The organism is Methylophilus rhizosphaerae (assembly GCF_900100975.1).
GTDB lineage: Bacteria > Pseudomonadota > Gammaproteobacteria > Burkholderiales > Methylophilaceae > Methylophilus > Methylophilus rhizosphaerae.
In genome coordinates this window covers 125,304-144,201 of sequence record NZ_FNFX01000005.1, presented here as the reverse complement: position 1 = coordinate 144,201, position 18,898 = coordinate 125,304, and the positions used below count along the sequence as shown (strand labels likewise).

General features: G+C 52.8%; 19 protein-coding genes. 4 read left to right on the top strand and 15 right to left on the bottom strand.

Annotation, left to right across the window (positions count from 1 at the left end; translation table 11 throughout):
• The first annotated feature begins 18 nt into the window (after positions 1-18).
• Complete coding sequence (locus tag BLP53_RS12495) at positions 19-207, top strand: DUF1289 domain-containing protein (protein ID WP_091472610.1); 189 nt, start codon at positions 19-21, stop codon at positions 205-207.
• Between the two features lie 80 nt (positions 208-287).
• Here BLP53_RS12495 and BLP53_RS12490 read toward each other — a convergent pair whose 3' ends face one another.
• From BLP53_RS12490 to rsxB, 7 genes are all read right to left on the bottom strand, one after another.
• Entirely contained in the window at positions 288-755 is a 468-nt protein-coding gene (locus tag BLP53_RS12490; protein WP_245652844.1) for a MarR family winged helix-turn-helix transcriptional regulator, read from the bottom strand.
• A gap of 199 nt (positions 756-954) precedes the next feature.
• Positions 955-1,722, bottom strand: coding sequence for an HvfC family RiPP maturation protein (locus BLP53_RS12485; RefSeq protein ID WP_091472600.1), 768 nt, complete (start codon positions 1,720-1,722; stop codon positions 955-957).
• Positions 1,722-2,594, bottom strand: a complete 873-nt coding sequence (locus BLP53_RS12480; protein ID WP_091472598.1) for an HvfB family MNIO-type RiPP peptide maturase — start codon at positions 2,592-2,594, stop codon at positions 1,722-1,724. The genes BLP53_RS12485 and BLP53_RS12480 overlap by 1 nt, the downstream gene beginning before the upstream one ends.
• Before the next feature lie 14 nt (positions 2,595-2,608).
• Positions 2,609-2,914: an HvfA family oxazolone/thioamide-modified RiPP metallophore gene (locus BLP53_RS12475; RefSeq protein ID WP_091472594.1), complete on the bottom strand. Its 306-nt coding sequence runs from the start codon at positions 2,912-2,914 to the stop codon at positions 2,609-2,611.
• A 122-nt stretch (positions 2,915-3,036) separates the two neighbouring features.
• Positions 3,037-3,486, bottom strand: coding sequence for a DUF1841 family protein (locus tag BLP53_RS12470; RefSeq protein ID WP_091472592.1), 450 nt, complete (start codon positions 3,484-3,486; stop codon positions 3,037-3,039).
• Between the two features lie 2 nt (positions 3,487-3,488).
• Entirely contained in the window at positions 3,489-4,148 is a 660-nt protein-coding gene (nth, locus tag BLP53_RS12465) for an endonuclease III (RefSeq protein ID WP_091472589.1), read from the bottom strand.
• A gap of 70 nt (positions 4,149-4,218) precedes the next feature.
• Positions 4,219-4,947: an electron transport complex subunit RsxB gene (rsxB, locus tag BLP53_RS12460; RefSeq protein WP_091472997.1), complete on the bottom strand. Its 729-nt coding sequence runs from the start codon at positions 4,945-4,947 to the stop codon at positions 4,219-4,221.
• Positions 4,948-5,216: 269 nt separating this feature from the next.
• On the opposite strand from rsxB, the gene dapA reads away from it, so the two are divergent.
• Genes dapA through BLP53_RS12445 form a run of 3 tightly spaced genes read left to right on the top strand, consistent with a single transcriptional unit; the run spans position 5,217 to position 8,168 of the window.
• Entirely contained in the window at positions 5,217-6,098 is an 882-nt protein-coding gene (dapA, locus tag BLP53_RS12455; protein ID WP_091472583.1) for a 4-hydroxy-tetrahydrodipicolinate synthase, read from the top strand.
• 35 nt (positions 6,099-6,133) lie between these two features.
• The gene (bamC, locus tag BLP53_RS12450; protein ID WP_091472994.1) at positions 6,134-7,390 is read left to right on the top strand and encodes an outer membrane protein assembly factor BamC; all 1,257 of its coding nucleotides are present in this window, start codon (positions 6,134-6,136) and stop codon (positions 7,388-7,390) included.
• Positions 7,391-7,400: 10 nt separating this feature from the next.
• Complete coding sequence (locus BLP53_RS12445; protein ID WP_091472579.1) at positions 7,401-8,168, top strand: MBL fold metallo-hydrolase; 768 nt, start codon at positions 7,401-7,403, stop codon at positions 8,166-8,168.
• 2 nt (positions 8,169-8,170) lie between these two features.
• Here BLP53_RS12445 and BLP53_RS12440 read toward each other — a convergent pair whose 3' ends face one another.
• The 8 genes from BLP53_RS12440 to BLP53_RS12405 form a co-directional block, all read right to left on the bottom strand.
• Complete coding sequence (locus tag BLP53_RS12440) at positions 8,171-8,503, bottom strand: P-II family nitrogen regulator (protein ID WP_091472574.1); 333 nt, start codon at positions 8,501-8,503, stop codon at positions 8,171-8,173.
• Positions 8,504-8,541: 38 nt separating this feature from the next.
• Positions 8,542-11,643 (bottom strand): efflux RND transporter permease subunit, encoded by a 3,102-nt coding sequence (locus tag BLP53_RS12435; protein WP_091472571.1) that lies wholly within the window; start codon positions 11,641-11,643, stop codon positions 8,542-8,544.
• A 3-nt stretch (positions 11,644-11,646) separates the two neighbouring features.
• A complete protein-coding gene (locus BLP53_RS12430) occupies positions 11,647-12,798 on the bottom strand; it encodes an efflux RND transporter periplasmic adaptor subunit (protein WP_091472991.1) in 1,152 nt (383 codons plus the stop codon).
• Between the two features lie 10 nt (positions 12,799-12,808).
• The gene (locus BLP53_RS12425) at positions 12,809-14,059 is read right to left on the bottom strand and encodes a TolC family protein (RefSeq protein ID WP_091472568.1); all 1,251 of its coding nucleotides are present in this window, start codon (positions 14,057-14,059) and stop codon (positions 12,809-12,811) included.
• Between the two features lie 96 nt (positions 14,060-14,155).
• On the bottom strand, positions 14,156-14,497 hold the full coding sequence (locus BLP53_RS12420; protein ID WP_091472988.1) for a hypothetical protein: 342 nt from the start codon (positions 14,495-14,497) through the stop codon (positions 14,156-14,158).
• A 199-nt stretch (positions 14,498-14,696) separates the two neighbouring features.
• Complete coding sequence (clpA, locus tag BLP53_RS12415) at positions 14,697-16,952, bottom strand: ATP-dependent Clp protease ATP-binding subunit ClpA (RefSeq protein WP_091472566.1); 2,256 nt, start codon at positions 16,950-16,952, stop codon at positions 14,697-14,699.
• A 250-nt stretch (positions 16,953-17,202) separates the two neighbouring features.
• Entirely contained in the window at positions 17,203-17,514 is a 312-nt protein-coding gene (gene clpS / locus BLP53_RS12410) for an ATP-dependent Clp protease adapter ClpS (RefSeq protein WP_091472562.1), read from the bottom strand.
• 81 nt (positions 17,515-17,595) lie between these two features.
• On the bottom strand, positions 17,596-18,864 hold the full coding sequence (locus tag BLP53_RS12405; RefSeq protein ID WP_091472559.1) for an HlyC/CorC family transporter: 1,269 nt from the start codon (positions 18,862-18,864) through the stop codon (positions 17,596-17,598).
• Between the last annotated feature and the right edge of the window lie 34 nt (positions 18,865-18,898).

Sequence of the window (18,898 nt, the reverse complement as noted above, 5' to 3'; positions counted from 1 at the left end):
GGTACAAAAGGAGTTTTCATGACGGATCAGACGATTATTCTCTCTCCCTGTGTCGGTGTTTGCACCATGGATGAAGACAGCGGTTTTTGCCAGGGTTGTTTCCGTACGCTGGAAGAAATCCAGCAATGGTGGGAAATGGATAATGCCACCAAATCTGCGGTGATTGAAAAAGCCTCGGCGCGTGAGCGCGCCGTTTTTGGCGACTGAAGAAATTCATCACCTCCAAATAAAAGCCGGCTAACGCCGGCTTTTATTTGGATGATAGTCACCCACATTGTTTCGCAGGTTTACAAATCTGCCATGTGCTGATCCCCTAACTGGCTGGTCTGGTCATCCAGCCTGGCGATGACCAGTTCCAGGGCGGTGCTCAGGTTCTGTAATGCGTGGGCATCCATGCTTGCCAGTATCTGGGGAAAGATGCCGTCCACGGGTTGTGGTGCTTTGGCCAGCACCGCCTGCCCAGCGGCCGTGACAAGCAAACCGACTTTACGCTGGTCTTCACTTAAACGCTGTTTTTCGATCAATCGCTTTTTAACGAGCTTCTCAACCAGCAGGCTGCAGGTCGATTGATGAATAGACAGGTTCTCAGCCAGCCGGGAAACCCCTAATTCCGGATGGGTGGCGATTTCGTGTAATAGCCACAACTGCGAGCCGGAAATGCCGCAGGTTGACTCGATTTCCCGGAAGTGGTGCCTGACGGCACCAAAAATAATACGGAACTGTTTAAGGGCCTTTTTGGCCAGCACGGTTTGCATGATAGATCTGATGTCATTATTGTGTATTCATTCTATCAGTTTCTTCAGCGAGGGGTTTTGTCGGTACATTGCCGGCATGAAAAAAGCTGGCCGGGTATGAGGGCTGGTGCAAAAAAGGAGAATTTACAGCGGGGTTGCATCGGCGATGGACGTCATCAGTCGCTTGTACAGACGGCAGGCTAGCAGTAAAAACAGGAGCTTATGCCGTGCCTGCGGGATGAGCAATAATCGCCTGTTGCAAATAAAGGGTGTACAAGGTTTGCAGGCCAAAGGTTGTGACAGATTGAGCCGGCAGGTGGGGCAGCAAGGTGGCAGCCAGGCAGGCCAAGTGACCGGTGAGCCCTGACTGGGTGGATTGCAGGTGCAGCAGCAGTTGGTAAGTCATGGCATTGAGCTGGACAAACCGTATATGGAAATCCGCTGTTCTGAACACCAGCAGATAGGTAGGTACAGGTGGCAGGTGCGCCTGTTTTCTGGACAGTTGATGCACAGGGTAATCATAACTGAGCAAGCTGTGTGCGGGTTGTAACTGCACAGTGGCCGCTGCCAGCGCCTCCGCATCCTTGATAGCCGTAGCAGAAGCAGGCAACCCTTCGGCGGGCAAATGGCTCACATACAACTCTATCCATTCATAGTGGGCCAGTTGTGCAGTAAAGGGAGGTAAATGACAGGCAGCCAGGTCCAGTGCCTGCAAGAAATCCACGAATGCCCTGGAAATATCCCTGAAGAAGGGGCTGTCGAAATGATGGCTGGCAAAACATTGCCTGACCAGCTTCCTGAAGCGGCGTTTGCCCAATATCGACTGTAATACCGGGAAGCAGGCGCTGACACTGGCATAAAACTGGTTGAAGACGATTTCCCGGTAAACAGCCAGGCGCCTGGCATTCACGCCACGCGGTTGCGCCTGTTGCTGCGGTTGGCGCAGGTGGGCGGTAAATGCTGCCTGATAGGCCTGGAGTGACTGCATCAGGCGATGGCCTCATGGGGACGCGGATGCTGTGCGGCTTGCTGGGCATGGTGGACGCGATCCACTTCCTGCATGAGCTCTGGTAATGGTGGAATATGGGTGTCACGCTCAAGCAGAGTGGGAAATACCCCCAGGGTTTGATAGGCAAACTCCAGTAGTTGCCATACCGGATCAATCACGGCCGCGCCATGCGTATCTACCAGCAAATCAGGTTCAACTTGCAGATGGCCGGCGATATGGCCGTACACGATACGTTTGGCAGGCATCTGGCTGAGAAAGGCATAGGGGTCAAAGCCGAAATTCACGCTATTCACATACACATTATTGATATCCAGGTGCAGGTGGCAGTCAGCTTCTTCCAGCACGGCATTGATAAAGGTGCTTTCAGCCATTGTCGAGATAGGGGCGGCGGCATAAAAAGAGGTGTTTTCCACCGCGACCCGGCGCTCCAGGATCTCCTGCGTTTGCCGTATGCGTTGCGCTACATGGTGCACGGCTTCTTCAGTGAACGGCATTGGCAACAAATCGTACAGATAACCATTGGCAGCGTCACTGCAATAACTTAAATGCTCGCTATACAGCGGAATGTCAAAGTCCACGAGAAACTGCTTTACCTGACGCAAGAAATCAAGATTGAGCGGATCAGGCCCGCCCAGGGACAGGCAAAGGCCATGGCAGACGATCGGGTAACGCCCGGCAAACCAGGCAAGATCGGCGGCGTATTTGCCGCCTGCACCTATCCAGTTTTCCGGGGCAATTTCCATAAACTGCAAATGCTGTAGCCACGGCTGGCCATATTGCTGCTTGAGTTGGGGAATCAGCTCACGTTTAAGCCCCAGTCCTGCCCCGCGGATATCCTGAAGGTGTGCCATGCATAAAAAGTTAGTTATTTGCTGGCATGGCAGCCGCCATCTTTCATTTTGTCAGCCGAGCAGTCGCCTTCTTTCATCTTGTTGGCAGCATCAGCGTTTTCCTTGGCCTTGTCATGATGATGGCCTTCCCTGGCTTTTTTCTTGTCTGCCCCGCAGTTGCCATTGCCACATTTGCCGTCTTTGGCCTTTTCGGCATCAGCCACCTGGTAGCCTTGGCCCAGGGTTTTCAGTTCAAACGGGTTGTCGGCGGTGTGTGCAGCCGCAGCGGCAACGGATAAAGCAACAGCGCTGGAAATCACAGCAATTTTATGGGTACTCATAGTAGCTCCTTTTTATCAGGCAGTTGAAAGTAGACGCGAGCTTTGCTCACCGCATCCTTATTGGTCCGGTCATGATGCCATGTGTTCCCGGTCATCGGTATGACGGCTTATTGAAGCATAGTTTACGTTGAAGGGGCAATGCCTGCGCGCTGCTCTATGAGCTGCAGGTAATGGGTCGCATCGAGCCCAGTCTGGTTGCGTTGCGCCAGCCAGATGGTTTCTGCCAGGCATTCCAGCAAGGCATGCTGGGCTTCATGTTCTTCCCGGTAACGCGTGCAGAGTTTGCCATAGGCCTGCGTAATGCCGGGCGGCTGGTTAATGCTGATTTGCTCCTGGATGGAAAGGTGCAGGCTCATGTGCAGGAACGGGTTGGTTTCGCCCATTTCGGGATAATAAGCCTGTTGCAGGTAGTGTTCCGGCTGATCCAGGAGGGTGTGATATTCCGGATGGGCATGCATGATGCCCACCGCCATTTTTTCCAGATCGGTCAGGGCCTGTTGTTGCCTGAATTTTTGCCAGGCATCAAAAAAGAACTGGCGTACTTCATCGCGGCTGGGATTGAATAAGGCCATGGTTAATTTCCTGCCGGTGGCTTCACTGGCTGCAATTGCTTGTCATGAAACTCGCATAAATCGACAATGCAGCACTCGCCACACTTGGGGTTGCGTGCGGTACAGGTATAGCGCCCGTGCAGGATAAGCAGGTGATGGGCGTCGTGCAGATATTGCTTGGGGGTGGTACTCAGGAAACGCTGCTCGACTTCAAGCACGGTTTTGCCGGTGGCCAGTTTGGTGCGGTTGCCAACACGGAACAAATGGGTATCGACTGCAATGGTCGGATGTCCAAACGCCGTGTTCAGGATGACATTGGCAGTCTTGCGGCCGACACCGGCCAGCGCTTCCAGCGCTTCGCGCGTATCAGGGACTTCGCCACCATGCAGTGCGAGCAACTGTGCGCAGCATTTCAGCACATTTTGTGCCTTGGCATGATACAGGCCTATGGTTTTGATGTAGCTTTCCAGGCCTTCCAGGCCCAAATCCAGGATGGCTTGCGGGGTGTTGGCCACCTTGAATAGTTTGCGGGTGGCAATGTTGACGCCCTTGTCTGTTGCCTGCGCAGACAGGATCACGGCAATCAGTAATTCAAATGTGGTGGTGTACTCCAGCTCTGTGGTTGGATTGGGAATGGCTTTGGCCAGTCTTTCGAAGATGGCGAGTCTTTTCTGGGCATTCATAAAGGCACGGTCAGGAATATGGATGGAAGCAGTATCTGCAAGCGATTTTCAATATTGGTTTACCTGTCTGTCAGCGGGCACTTTTTTGCGTTTTAGCCCGCGCCATGGCTGCAGCAATGGCAGCCTTTTTAATCGCGTCAGTGCCAGCAGCATGCATGGCAACATTGGGCGCGTTTTGCCCAGCTACCGGTTGGGGCTGGTGCTGTTCGGCATAGCTCGGGGCAGTTTGCTGTTTTTCAAGCTGCAGGCGCACTTGCCTGTGCTGGTAGCGTTTGCGCGCGATATCGGCGCTGGTTTTGCTTCTGTAGCCATCTTCTGCTTGCACCTGATCTGAGGACGTCGTTGTTACTGGTCGCATGACGATACAGTCGACCGGGCAGGGCGGCAGGCACAATTCACAACCGGTACATTCCTGGCTGATAACGGTGTGCATTTGCCGGGATGCACCCAGGATGGCATCGACCGGACAGGCTTTGATGCACAAGGTACAACCGATGCAGTGTGGCTCGTCAATCATGGCAATGGCAGCAGGTTTTGTCATGCCATGTGCCGGATTAAGGGGCAAATAGGGCAGGTTCAGCAACCCGGCCAGCGCCCGGATGCCAGGCTCGCCACCGGGCGGACATTGATTAATGGGCGCCTGGCCTTGTGCAATGGCTTCTGCATAAGGCCTGCAGCCGTGGTAGCCGCATTGCTGGCATTGCGTTTGCGGCAGGATGCCGTCAATGCGCTCAATCAGTATATTGAGCGGACCGTTGGCATTTCCGGTGGCGACAGCATCATGACTCGGTGTGTACATCAAGGCTAACCAGATCGCGTTTTCCAGCATTCAACATAGAGCACCATATTATAGCGGAAACTGCCGTTGGCCATGCGTTCCGGCATGTATACACAGGCGTTGCCCAATATCGGCTTTAAGCACTTCCTGTGGCGCATGGCCTGGTGGAACCAGGCATGACCCATACAGGCTTTCCTGCCAGGGTGGGCTTGATGGTTATCGGTGCGCATCTTTGGCGTTAACACGTATAATCAGTTAAAATAATTGCTTTATTATTGAATGGCAGAAGTATGTTAACGGGCAGTATGGTAGCAATCGTTACCCCGATGTTTGAAGATGGTCGTCTGGATATTGACGCCCTGAAGAAACTGATCGATTTTCATATCGAAGCGGGCACAGATGGGATCGTCATTGTCGGCACCACGGGTGAGTCACCCACGGTGAATGTGGACGAGCATTGCCTGCTGATTAAAACCACTGTAGAGCATACTGCCAGGCGCGTGCCTGTGATTGCCGGTACCGGGGCCAATTCCACTGCAGAAGCCATTGAGTTGACGGCAAAGGCCAAGGCACTGGGTGCCGATGCCTGCCTGCTGGTTGCGCCTTATTACAATAAGCCATCCCAGGAAGGCCTGTATCAGCACTTCAAGGCGGTGGCGGAAGCAGTCGATATCCCGCAGATTCTCTATAACGTGCCCGGACGTACCGGCTGTGACCTGGGCAATGACACCGTGTTGCGCCTGGCGAGTGTGCCTAATATTGTCGGCATCAAAGACGCGACTGGTGGCATTGAGCGCGGCACGGATTTGCTGTTGCGCGTACCAGCCGACTTTGCTGTTTACAGCGGCGATGATGCCAGTGCACTGGCATTGCTGCTGCTGGGCGGTAAAGGGGTGATTTCCGTAACGGCCAATGTGGCGCCGCGCCTGATGCATGAAATGTGCATATCTGCGCTCAATGGCGATGTGGCCAGTGCGCGTGCGGCGAATGCCAAATTGTTTGCCCTGCACCAGAAATTGTTTGTGGAAGCCAACCCCATTCCGGTGAAATGGGTATTACAACAAATGGGATTGATTGCGACCGGTATTCGTTTACCGCTGGTCAATTTATCATCCCAATACCATGAAGTATTGCGCAACGCCATGAAACAGGCAGAAATTGCCTCCTCATGAGGCAAGACAAAGATAGGGTGATCTCAGTGAAATACATCAGTAATGTTTTATGTCAACGCGCCGTGCTGGCGAGCCTGGTATGGGTGCTGGCCGGTTGCGATTCCCTGCCGTTTATTGATAACAGCTCGGATTACAAGGGTGCTGGCCGCTCCAAGCCACTGGAAGTGCCGCCAGACCTGACGGCAGTACGTACCAGCAGCACCTATAATGTGCCTGGCAGCACCAGTTATTCTGCTTACAGCCAAAACCAGGAAGCGCAAGAGCAGAATGGCCCGCAACCGGTGTTGGCTGATATGAAAAACGTGCGTATGGTCAAGGCTGGACAGCAGCGCTGGCTGGTGGTGAATGCCCCGCCGGAAAAAATCTGGCCGATAGTACGTGATTTCTGGCTGGACCAGGGCTTTGCCGTCCGGGTGGAGAATCCTGAAATCGGGGTGATTGAAACCGAATGGCTGGAACCTGATGCGATTAAACCCAAGGAAGACAACCGTGGTTACGGCGAGAAGTTTGATGCCTGGCTGGATAAATTATCTGGCCTGGCAGACAGGCGTAAATTCCGTACCCGCCTGGAACGTGGCGAAAAAGACGGCACGACTGAAATCTACATGACACACCGAACCGTGGCCGGTGCGCCGGATGACGGCAAGAATTACGTCAATACCCAACTTGGGAAAATTGATACCGGTTACCGTATCAATGCGGCAGAAAATAAAAACAATGCCGGCCAGGAGTTTGATGCGGACCTGGATGCCGAGTTGTTGCGCCGCATGATGGTCAAACTGGGCCTGGATGAGCAGAAGGCAGATGAGGTCATGACCCAGGCCGCAGCGGATAAGCGTGCGGATGTGGTCAAAGAGGCAGACCAGAGTGTGACCTTGAAGCTGAACGAGCCGTTCGACCGTGCCTGGCGTCGTGTAGGCCTGGCGCTGGATCGTATCGGTTTTGTGACAGAAGACAAGAACCGTTCCGAAGGTATTTTCTATGTGCGGTATGCCGATACCGATGCAGAAGACCCGATCAAGCAGAAAAAAAGTTTGCTGGAGCGCCTGAAATTCTGGGGCAGTGACGATGATGACAAAGCACCGGCAGCCACTGATGCCAAACCGGGCGATAAAACAAAGTTCTGGAAAGGGACGTCTGACGGTGATAAATCCAGCAAGCAATACCATATCCAGGTGCTGGAAAACGCTGATGATACGACCGATGTGTACGTGTTGACTGCTGATAACAAGCGCAATACCTCAACCACGGCTAACCGGATTATTTCACTGATGTATGATCAGTTGAAATAACGGCGTCCGCATGCGATTTGCATCGTTAGGCAGTGGCAGTGCAGGCAATGCGACTGTGGTAGAAGCCGGGGAAACCCGGCTTTTGCTTGACTGCGGTTTCAGTGTCAGGGAAACCGTGCAGCGCCTGGCACGACTGGATTTACAACCGGAACAGCTCTCCGGTATTCTGGTCACGCATGAGCATGATGACCATGCGCGCGGCGTATTCAAACTGGCAGCACGCTACCACATTCCGGTCTGGCTGACGCATGGCACCTATAGCATGTGCCAGCGTTACCTGCCATCACAGCCTGTTTCTATCCATATCATTGATGCACATACTGTGTTTGCCCTGCAGGATATTGAGGTCAGCCCTTACCCGGTGCCGCATGATGCACGTGAACCGGCGCAGTTCGTATTGGGGGATGGCGTGCGCAAGCTGGGTGTGCTGACCGATGTCGGCAGTGTGACGCCGCATATCATTGCCATGCTGCAAGGCTGCGATGGCTTATTGCTGGAGTGCAACCATGACCTGGAGATGCTGCGGACAGGGCCTTATGCGCATTCTCTCAAAAAGCGTGTCGGTGGCTGGCTGGGGCATCTGGATAACCAGACCAGCGCGCAGTTATTAGGGCAACTGGATAACAGCAAACTCAAACATTTGGTTGCTGCGCATTTAAGCGAGAAAAACAATACGCCTGCCCTGGCACGGCAGGCGTTGAGTAATGTATTGCAATGTGCTGCAGAGTGGGTGCAGATTGCCAGCCAGCAGCAAGGGCTGGACTGGCGGGCAATTTAATCTTAACCCAGCACTTCAATTTGCTCGGACAACCGTATCATGCGTTCGACCGGCGTGACCCAGACAATGCCGTCACCGATATTGCCGGTATGCCCCACCTCCACGATGATTTGCAAGATTCCCTCTACCAGTTCGTCCGGCACCACCATATAGAGATAAACCTTTGGGCTGTAGTCCGTCAACTCTTCTTTCACCCCCGCGCTCGGTGTTTGCAGATGTTTACCGCAGCCTTCTACCTTGTTCACCGACATGCCGGGAAAGTCTTTGATATGGCGCAGTGCCGCGCGGATTTTTGCCAGCTTTGCCGGCTGGACAACGGCTTTAATTTCTTTCATGAATTATCCTTTTCGACATAGAGGCCTAAGCGCTGGCATCAGGCCTCTATCTTGTTTTCTTCAAATTTACGGTATAAGGTCGGTACTACAATCAATGTCAGCAAGGTGGAGGTAATCAATCCGCCAATTACTACAATGGCCAATGGCCGTTGCACTTCTGAACCGGGGCCGGTGGCAAACAGGAATGGCACCAGGCCTAACATCGCGACCGTGGCGGTCATCATCACTGGCCGGAAGCGCTGGGCGCAACCCTGGCGGATCGCCTCCAGCTGGCTCTTGCCTTCTTCACGCAAAGTACGGATATAAGAAACCAGCACCACTGCATTCAGCACGGCGATGCCCCACAAGGCGATAAAGCCGACAGAAGCAGGCACGGACAGGTATTCTCCCGTGACAAACAGTGCAATCACGCCGCCGATCGAGGCAAACGGCAACACCAGGATAATCATGGTGGCGAACCGCAACGACTGGAACAGCAAAAACAGCAGGAAGAAAATCGCGGCAATGGTGGCCGGGATAATGATCATCAGGTGACCCATAGCGCGCTCCATATTCTGGAACTGGCCACCATATTCCAGGTAGTAACCATCCGGTAATTGCAGTTTTTGTCCCAGTACCTGTTGCAACTCTGCCACAAACCCGCCGAGGTCACGGTCTTTGACGTTAACACCGATCACGATGCGGCGTTTGGCCAGTTCGCGGCTGATCTGCGCTGGACCGTCCCTGACTTCAATATCGGCCAGATCCTCCAGAGCGACGCGGGAGCCATTGGGCGAGGTCAGCATAATATTGCGGATGGCTTCTTCATTGTTACGGAAGGAGGCAGGGTAGCGCACAGCAGCCGAGAACCGGCGCTGACCTTCAAAGATATCAGTCGCAATCTTGCCGCCAATGGCGGTTTCAATCACATCATGCACATCTGAAGCATTGATGCCGTGGCGGGCAATGGCCTGACGGTCAATGGTGATGTTCAGGTATTGCTGCCCCGACACTTTCTCCACCTTGATTTCCGTCGCTCCCGGCACGGTGCCGGCGATCCTGGCGATTTCGTCCGCTTTCTGCTTCAATGCGTCCAGATCTTCGCCAAAAATCTTGACTGCGACATCGGCCCGCACGCCGGTCAGCAATTCATCGACACGGTCTGAAATTGGCTGTGCCATGATGATTTGCACGCCCGGAATATACTGCTCCAATACGGCGCGCATTTTTTCGGCAATATCATCCTGTGTCCAGCCTTCCGGCCATTCTTCACGCGGCTTCAGGCTGATAATGGGCGTGGACTCGTTTTGTGCCTGCGGATCTGCCGGACTTTCACCGCGCCCCAGGCCGGAAACGGCTGACTTGATGCCAGGCACTTTTTCCATGATCAGTTTCATCGCCTTGTTCTCCATTTTGATGGATTCTTCCAGCGAAATGTTCGGCACACGGTTAATGCCCGGCACAATGGAACCCTCCTTCATCTCGGGGATAAAGGAAGACCCCAGGAACGGAAACAGGGCCAGGGTGCCAATAAACAGTAATGTTGCAGCAGCAATGGTTTTTTTCTCATTACCCAGTACCCAGTTGAGCGCGCTCAGGTAAGGGCGCTTAATGGCTTGTATCAGCCTGGTATCCTCCCCGCTGCCGCCTTTGAGCATATACGAGCACAAGGCAGGTGTCAGGGTGAGAGACAAGATGAGCGATACAAACAGCGCAATGGCGATGGTATAAGCGAGAGGCGCAAACATTTTGCCCTCCATCCCTTGCAGCGTCATGAGTGGCAGGAATACCAGGATGATAATACCCACCCCGAACAGCACTGGTGTCGCTACTTCTGCAGCTGCTTCGAGTACGATTCGTATCTTGCTTTCACCATGGCGATGACCCAAATGGTGAAACGTATTTTCGACCACGACCACTGACCCGTCGACCATTAAGCCAATGGCAATTGCCAGGCCGCCCAGCGACATCAGGTTGGCGGAAATCCCGTAATGATTCATCACCATAAACGTGATTAAGGGGGTCAGGATCAGGGTACCCACCACAATCAGGCTGGAACGCACGTCACCCAGGAACAGGAACAGGATCACAATCACCAGGATAATGCCTTCAATCAGCACTTTGGTGACAGTGTGCAAGGCAGCATCTACCAGTTCGCTGCGGTCATAATAAGGCACAATTTGCAGGCCGTGCGGCAGCATGCCCTGGCTGTTGATTTCTTCTACCCGGGCTTTGATCCGGCTGACGACTTCTTTGGCGTTACCACCGCGCATCATCATGACGACGCCACCTACCGATTCGGTATCGCCGTTTTTGAGCACGGCACCGACGCGTACCTCATGGCCGATGGTGACTTCAGCCACATCGCGGATATATACAGGAATGCCGTTATTTTCCTTCAATACCATGTTGCGGATATCGTCCAGGTTCTGTACCAGGCCTACACCGCGAATCAGGTATTGTTCCGCATAATGTGGCAGGACGCCACCGCCACTGTTGGCATTGTTATGTGCCAATGCTTCATATACATCTTTGAGCTTGATCGAAAAGTGCGTCATGCGATCCGGGTTGACCAGCACCTGGTACTGTTTGACGTAACCGCCCTGCGAGTTGATTTCTGCTACGCCGGGAATACCACGCAATAATGGGCGCACTACCCAATCCTGGATGGAACGGCGTTCAGTCAGGTCTTCCTGCGATAACTCCTTTTTGCCATCAGAGGGTTTGTCCAGTGTATATTGGTACACTTCACCCAGGCCCGTGGAAACCGGGCCCAGTACCGGGTTGACGCCTTGAGGCATGCGATCCATGACCTCCATCAGTCGCTCCATGACCAGTTGCCGCGCAAAATAGACATCGGTGTCATCAGTGAACACCAGGGTAATCAGCGACAAGGCGTTCTTGTTCAGCGAGCGCATTTCCGTCAGCCCCGGCAAGCCGGTCATGGCAATTTCCAGCGGTACCGTGATCAGTCGCTCCACTTCCTCAGGGGATTTACCCGTGGCCTGGGTGGCAATCAGCACCTGTACGTTAGTAACATCGGGAAAAGCATCAAGTGATAACTTCTTGACTGCAAATACACCGGCCACCATCAATGCAATGGCCAGCACCAGTACGATCAGGCGCTGCTTGAGCGCGCTGCGAATTAAAGACTCAATCATGCTTTACTCCATTTCTTTGCGCTTACGCTCATTGTTGACGTGGAAAGCGCCATCCAGCACGATCTGGTCGCCAGGTTGCAAACCTTGCAACACTTCTCTTTGCCCGTGGTATGACCGGCCCAGTGTCACGGGTAGTAATTTGTATTGTTTGGACTTCAATGTTTGCGAGAACACGTAGTCGGCGTTGTTTTCACGGACCACGGCGGTGGATGGAATCGCAATCACTTTTTCCGGTTTGGCTTCCAGCAGGATAGTAATCAGCATGTCGGGCTTTAACTGCATGTCGGGATTGCTGATATTGGCGCGTGCCATTACGGTACGTGTGGCCGGGTTCACAATATCCCCTACAAATGACAAAGTGCCTGTCAGTTCGGCATCATCCAGCGCAGGCACTTCAATATTCAGTGATTGGCCTTCGCGGATATGCGCAATCTGTTGTTCCGGCACCTCGGCTACTGCCCATACATGAGAAAGATCGGCAATCACAAACAGCTCCTCGGCGGGTGCCACGACCTGTCCCAGCCTGGCATTGCGTGCAATGACGGTACCATTGATTTTAGAGGTCACCTGGCTGGTGGACATACCGCTATTGTGCAAGCTTAATTGCGCAATGCTGCCTGAGGTCATCCCCAGTACCAGTAACTGGTCGCGTGCGGCATTCACTTCGGCACTGGCGGCATTCAGCTCGCCTTCCCGGCGCTGCAGTTCGGCCAGGCTGATGACATCGGCTTCCAGCAATTGTTTGGCGCGGTCGACCGCTTTTGTCTGCAACTGCATTTGCTGGCTGGCTTTAATATAATTCAACTGGTATTGCGCGAGTTCCGTACTCTTGATGGTTGCCAGGCGCTGGCCAGTCCTGACTTCGTCCCCCAGGTGCACATCCAGCGTGCTGATACGGCCGGTAATGGAAGCACCGGCGCGTGACTCATGCTGCTCATCGACCTGGATACGACCTGGAATCCGCAAGGTGTCGACGAATTGTATTTCGGACACGGCACCGATTTTGACATTGGCCTCCAGTTCCGGTGTCAGCGTGACCAGGTTAGGGTCTATGGCTACTTTGGTTTCCGGGGGAGGGACCGGTTTTTCGGAACATGCGGTGGATAGCAGGGCCAGTGCGGCCGTCAATATAGTTGAGAATAAAATGCGAGACATGACCATCCCCTTATGGTTGAACCAAATCCGAACCGATGAAACGTTCGATTTGCAATACACTGAAAAAATAATCGAATTTGGCAATCAGATAGTCACGCTTGACATCACGATTGACGCGTTGCGCATCCAGATATTCCAGGATGCCGCGTTCTCCGAACTTATAGGCTGCTTCTGCACGGCTGAGCGTGGCTTCGGACTGTTGTAATAATCCGTTTTCAAATACCTTGAGCTGGTTGCTGGCAATCACATTACGCTGATAGGCGCTGTCAATCTCCTTGCGCAGTACCTGTTGTTGCAGCTTGATATTGGCATCCGCCTCTTCAATGCCCGCGGCTGCCTGGGCGATTTGGCCTTCCCGGCGGTTCCAGACGGGCAAAGGTACGACGACCCCTACCCTGAACGTATTCAGGTCCGGATCCTGAGTGAAGTCAGACTTCAGGGTCAGGCCAGGGAAGCGCAGGGCCTGCTCAAGTTTCAACTTGGCTTCTGCGCCATCCTTGGCTGTGATCAATTGCTGTAAATAGGGATTGTTTTCTGCCGACTGACGTAACTCGGTAATACTGGGCAACGTTGCAATGGTCGGTAGCTCCGATTTGATTTCAAAACTGTCCGGCATATTGCCTATCATGCCGCGCAAGATGGCCTTGGCCTCATCAATACGGGTTTGTGCGCTGGCGTAATCACGTTCAGCGGCCAGTAACTCGGTGTCTGCCTTGATCAGTTCATACCTGGGTGCTTCACCGATTTCAACTTTACGTTTGACCTTGCTTTGAATTTCCTGCAGCAATGCCAGGTTGGCGCCCAGCATTTCCAGCAATTGCTGGCGCAATAGCACCCCCAGGTAAGCTTGCTTGATCTGGTTGCGCAAATCAAAACTGGTGGTTTGTATGCCTTTTTCAGCATAGGTGAACTGCTGCTCGGCCAATTCACGGCGTGACGTGCGTGTGCCGGGAAAATCCAGTGGCTGCGAAATAGTTATGCCGTAGTTTCTTTCGGTGGCACCAGGTGTTGGTACACCACGGTATCTGGCGGGGCCGCCCATGACTTCCAGGTCAGGATTGTAATAAGCGCGAGCAGCAGTGATGCCGGCAGCGGCAGCGGCTGTCTGAGCTTTGCTGACAGCCATCATCGGGTTTTCGGCGATGGCTTTGTCCAACAGGGTTTTCAGGTCAAACGTAGGGTCTGCAAATGCCAGGGAGGAGGTGCAGCAAAATAAGCATAATAATCTGGATGCTTTTCGCCAGCGGGTATTACTTAACATAACGATCCTTTTCAGACGACTGTGAAGGATCATGACACAGCCATCTTAATTCATAATTAAAATGACGCACCTACGGCATGCCGCAGGTGTGGGAAATCATGAATTAAGGGTTCTGGGAGGTCGATCCAGCGAGAAAGCGAAGAAAGGGTGATAAGCGGGGAGCCGGTGTTCGGGCGTAAGGCAAGTAGCACGCTGTAGCGGATAGTCGAAAGCAGGTAAAATGATTTTGTCGATATCGACTTCTGCAATCTCCAGCATATCAATACTGTCACTCATATTGCTGAAGTCTGCTGACAGGGTGTCGTCAACCACGTTGGACAGCGTCACCGGGGAAGCGTCTGTTTGCAGCCATGTGAGTGTGGCTGCGGGTTCCGCAGCCGTGGTTTGCAAGGCAAACACCAAGCATAATAAGGGTAAAAGATAGAAAATTTTTTGCATGTACAGGGTCATGACTGTCTGGTAATTGATCCTGTCATTACCGTATCAGTGATGAGTGTGTGCGTAACATGTTAATTCAGAGCCTGCCCGCAAATATTCTCTGAAGATAGTCCGGGATAGGCCGAGAATGCACTCTTGCAAGTGCAAGACCACAGCGGCATTATAGTATAGATGTCGCTGTGGATGCAAAATAGCCGCTTTAGGCAGAAACGGCTTCTTCCTTGAAAATGAGTTTGATCTGGTCGTGCTCATCAATATCGATATGTACCTGACCGCCATCATTCAGGCGACCAAACAGTAGCTCATCGGCAAGTGCCTTGCGGATGGTATCCTGGATCAGGCGCGCCATGGGGCGGGCACCCATGAGCGGATCAAAGCCTTTTTTACCCAGATAGGCCTTGAGCTCATCACTGAAGGTGACATCCACTTTTTTCTCGTGTAACTGATCTTCCAGTTGCATGAGGAATTTATCAACCACGCGCAGGATCACTTCCTGATCCAGGGCGCTGAATGACACGATGGCATCCAGGCGGTTGCGGAACTCCGGGCTGAACAGGCGCTTCAGATCCGCTGCTTCGTCTGTCACATCCTTGCTATTGGTGAAACCGATGCTGGCTTTGGACATGCTCTCAGCGCCCGCGTTTGTGGTCATGATAATGGTCACATTGCGGAAATCCGCTTTGCGGCCATTGTTGTCCGTCAGCGTGCCGTGGTCCATGACCTGCAACAGGATATTGAAAATGTCCGGGTGGGCTTTTTCAATTTCGTCCAGCAGCAACACGCAATAGGGCTGTTTGGTCACGGCTTCGGTCAGCAGGCCGCCCTGGTCGAAACCGACATAGCCTGGAGGCGCGCCAATCAGGCGTGAAACTGCATGGCGTTCCATGTATTCGGACATATCAAAGCGCAGTAATTCAATGCCCAGCACGTAGGCCAGTTGTTTGGCGACTTCGGTTTTGCCCACCCCGGTCGGGCCGGCGAACAGGAAGCTGCCAATAGGCTTGTTGCCATTGCCCAGGCCACTACGCGCCATTTTGACCGCAGAAGACAAAACTTCAATCGCTTTGTCCTGGCCAAATACGACCGCTTTCAGATCGCGTTCCAGCGTTTTCAAGGCATTGCGGTCATCTGTCGAGATGTTTTTGGGCGGAATACGTGCAATCTTGGCAATGATCTCTTCAATTTCCTTGTTGCCAATCACTTTCTTCTGCTTGCTCTTGGGCAGAATACGTTGCGCTGCACCGGCTTCATCAATGACGTCGATGGCCTTGTCGGGCAAGTGGCGGTCATTGATGTATTTGGCAGACAATTCAGCGGCAACTGTCAGGGCACTGGCGCTGTATTTCACGCTGTGATGTGCTTCAAATCTGGCTTTCAACCCTTTCAGGATCTCAATGGTTTCCGCCACGCTAGGTTCGGTCACATCAATTTTCTGGAAACGGCGTGACAGCGCGTGATCTTTCTCGAAGATACCGCGGTATTCCTGGTAAGTGGTGGCGCCTATGCATTTGAGCGAACCGTTGGAGAGTGCGGGTTTCAGCAGGTTACTTGCGTCCAGAGTACCGCCGCTGGCTGAGCCTGCGCCAATCAGTGTGTGGATTTCATCGATAAACAGGATGGCATCCGGTTTTTCAGCCAGTTGCTTCATTACGGCTTTCAGGCGCTGTTCAAAGTCCCCACGATATTTGGTGCCGGCCAGCAATGCGCCCATATCCAGCGAATACACGGTCGCATTTTCCAGTACTTCCGGAATCTCCTTGTTGACGATGCGTGAGGCCAGGCCTTCGGCAATCGCGGTTTTACCTACACCGGCTTCCCCTACCAGCAACGGGTTATTTTTGCGACGGCGGCACAATGTCTGGATCACGCGCTCCAGCTCCAGGCTGCGGCCGATCAGCGGATCTATTTTCCCCGCAATGACTTGTGTATTCAGGTTGAGGGTAAAGCTTTCCAGCGCGCCGGTAGAAGCGCTTTCGCCTTCGGTTTCCTGTTCGGCGCCGGTGGCTTTAGGCTCGCTCTCCTGGATTTTGGCCACGCCGTGGGAAATGAAATTCACCACATCCAGGCGGGTGACGCCTTGCTGATGCAGGAAAAATACTGCATGCGAATCTTTTTCGCCATAAATCGCGACCAGCACATTGGCACCGGTCACTTCCTTTTTACCGGAAGACTGTACGTGCAGCATGGCGCGCTGGATCACGCGCTGGAAGCCCAGCGTTGGCTGGGTATCGACTTCTTCAGTACCGGCCACTGTCGGGGTGTGTTCTTCGATGTATTGAGTCAGCTCAGTCCGTAGTGTGTCAAATTTTGCGCCACACGCACGCAACACTTCGGCCGCAGTAGGGTTATCCAGCATGGCCAGTAACAGATGCTCAACAGTAATCAATTCGTGACGCTTTTGTCTGGCGTCCATAAAAGCCATGTGCAGGCTAACTTCAAGTTCTTGAGCAATCATGATGACTTTCCTTAATACACTACACTACGAAAAACGCTATCTTCACAGAGGTGATCAATCTTTAATCGGCATCTTCTGTCTATGTATTGATATCGTGTCTTTTGCCAAAAAATCAATCCCTGCATGTGATTATTTTCCGGGCGGGGCAAGCGTAAAGACTAATTTGCTTATCCTATCACTCTCCGGCATCACGTGAACCTTGGGAATGTCATAATATTCCCCCTATATTCCCGGTATGGCCGAGGGAACCTTAAGCCGCTTCAATCACGCACTGTAGCGGATGCTGCGCCTCACGGGCGGATTCCAGCACCTGATGCATTTTTGTTTCGGCAATATCCTGCGGATACACGCCACAAACGCCCATGCCTTCTGTATGTACTTTGAGCATGATCTGGGTCGCTTGTTCGCGCGATTTGGAAAAAAACTGCTCAATGACGAATACTACAAACTCCATAGGGGTGTAATCGTCGTTCAGCAACAACACCTTGTATAACTCTGGAGGTTTGGGTCTGGCAATTTGCGGATCCAGAAGCAAATCACCTTCACGCTTTGGTCGTACCATAGTTTTACTTACCTGATCTAGAGTTCATTTTGCGCTTTGTATAGAAAAATTCAAGGGCCCAGGGGGGCCTGTGCGCGGCTTTTAGAGATAAATTTTGACACGTTTGACAATACGGTCCTGGGCATCAATGATTTCCAGGCGGTGATCGTCAATTTTGAAGCTGGTGTTTGGCTCGGGGATGTCTTCGAAATGCTCGAGAATCAAGCCGTTCAAGGTACGTGGACCATCAATGGGCAGGGAGAGTTTCAGTTTGCGGTTGATATCGCGCAGCTGGCTGCTGCCATCCACCATCCAGCTACCATCTTCATTCTGGTGGAAATCCTTGGTGCGTTCGGGCGACTGGGTGGTGAATTCGCCCACCACTTCTTCCAGAATATCGTCCAGTGTCAATAACCCCTTGAACTCCCCGTATTCATCAACCACCAGTGCGATACGTTCATGATGTTTCTGGAATTGCTGCAACTGGGTATACAGCGGTGTGCCGGACGGGATGTAATAGGGCGGCGTGATAGCTGCCTGTAATCCTTCCCTGGTGGGGGTTTTTCCAGCGTGGAAGTTACGCAATAACGGTAATACTTTGCGGACATGGATAATGCCCAGCATATCCTCATGATCGCCTTGGCGGACGGGCAGCCGTGAATGATGGCTATTGGCCAGTTGCGCCATGATCTGCTCCACCGGGTGGTCGAGATCAATAAATTCTACCTGGGTATGGGCTGTCATGACGTGGTCGACAATAATATCTTCCAGGTCGAGCAGGTTAAGCAAAATCATGCGGCTTTGCGAGGGGATATATTGCCCGGCATCACTGACTATGCTGCGTAATTCTTCGGTGGTGACGGCGTGCGCATGTTCAAAGTTGACACGTACACCCAGCAGTTTCAAAAAGCCTTTGACGAACAGGTTGACAAACCAGACCACAGGATTGAACAGCCACAGCAGCGGGTACAGCAGGTAGCTCGAGGCAAAACCAAGTTTTTCCGCATGGGCGGCGGCAATCACTTTGGGGGAAATCTCACTGAATACCAGGATGGCAAAGGTGATTGCCAGTGAGCCCCACATCAGCACATAGTCGCCTTCGCCGAACAGGCGATGTGAAATGATGACTTCGAGTGTGGAGGAGCCGACGATACAAAAAGTGTTGCCCAGTAAAATGGCACCCAATGTTTTATCGGTTTGCGCAATCAAGCGGCTGGCCAGTTTGGCACCACGATGACCTTCTTTCGCCATATGCCGCATGCGGTAGCGGTTGAGCGACATCAAACTGGTTTCGGCGATGGAAAAAAATGCCGTGAATGATAGCAAGAGCAGCAGCAGGCCAATTTGCCAGCTTAAAGGAATGTTGTCCAAAGGAGTGATGTTAAAAACAAGAAGCCACTAGTGT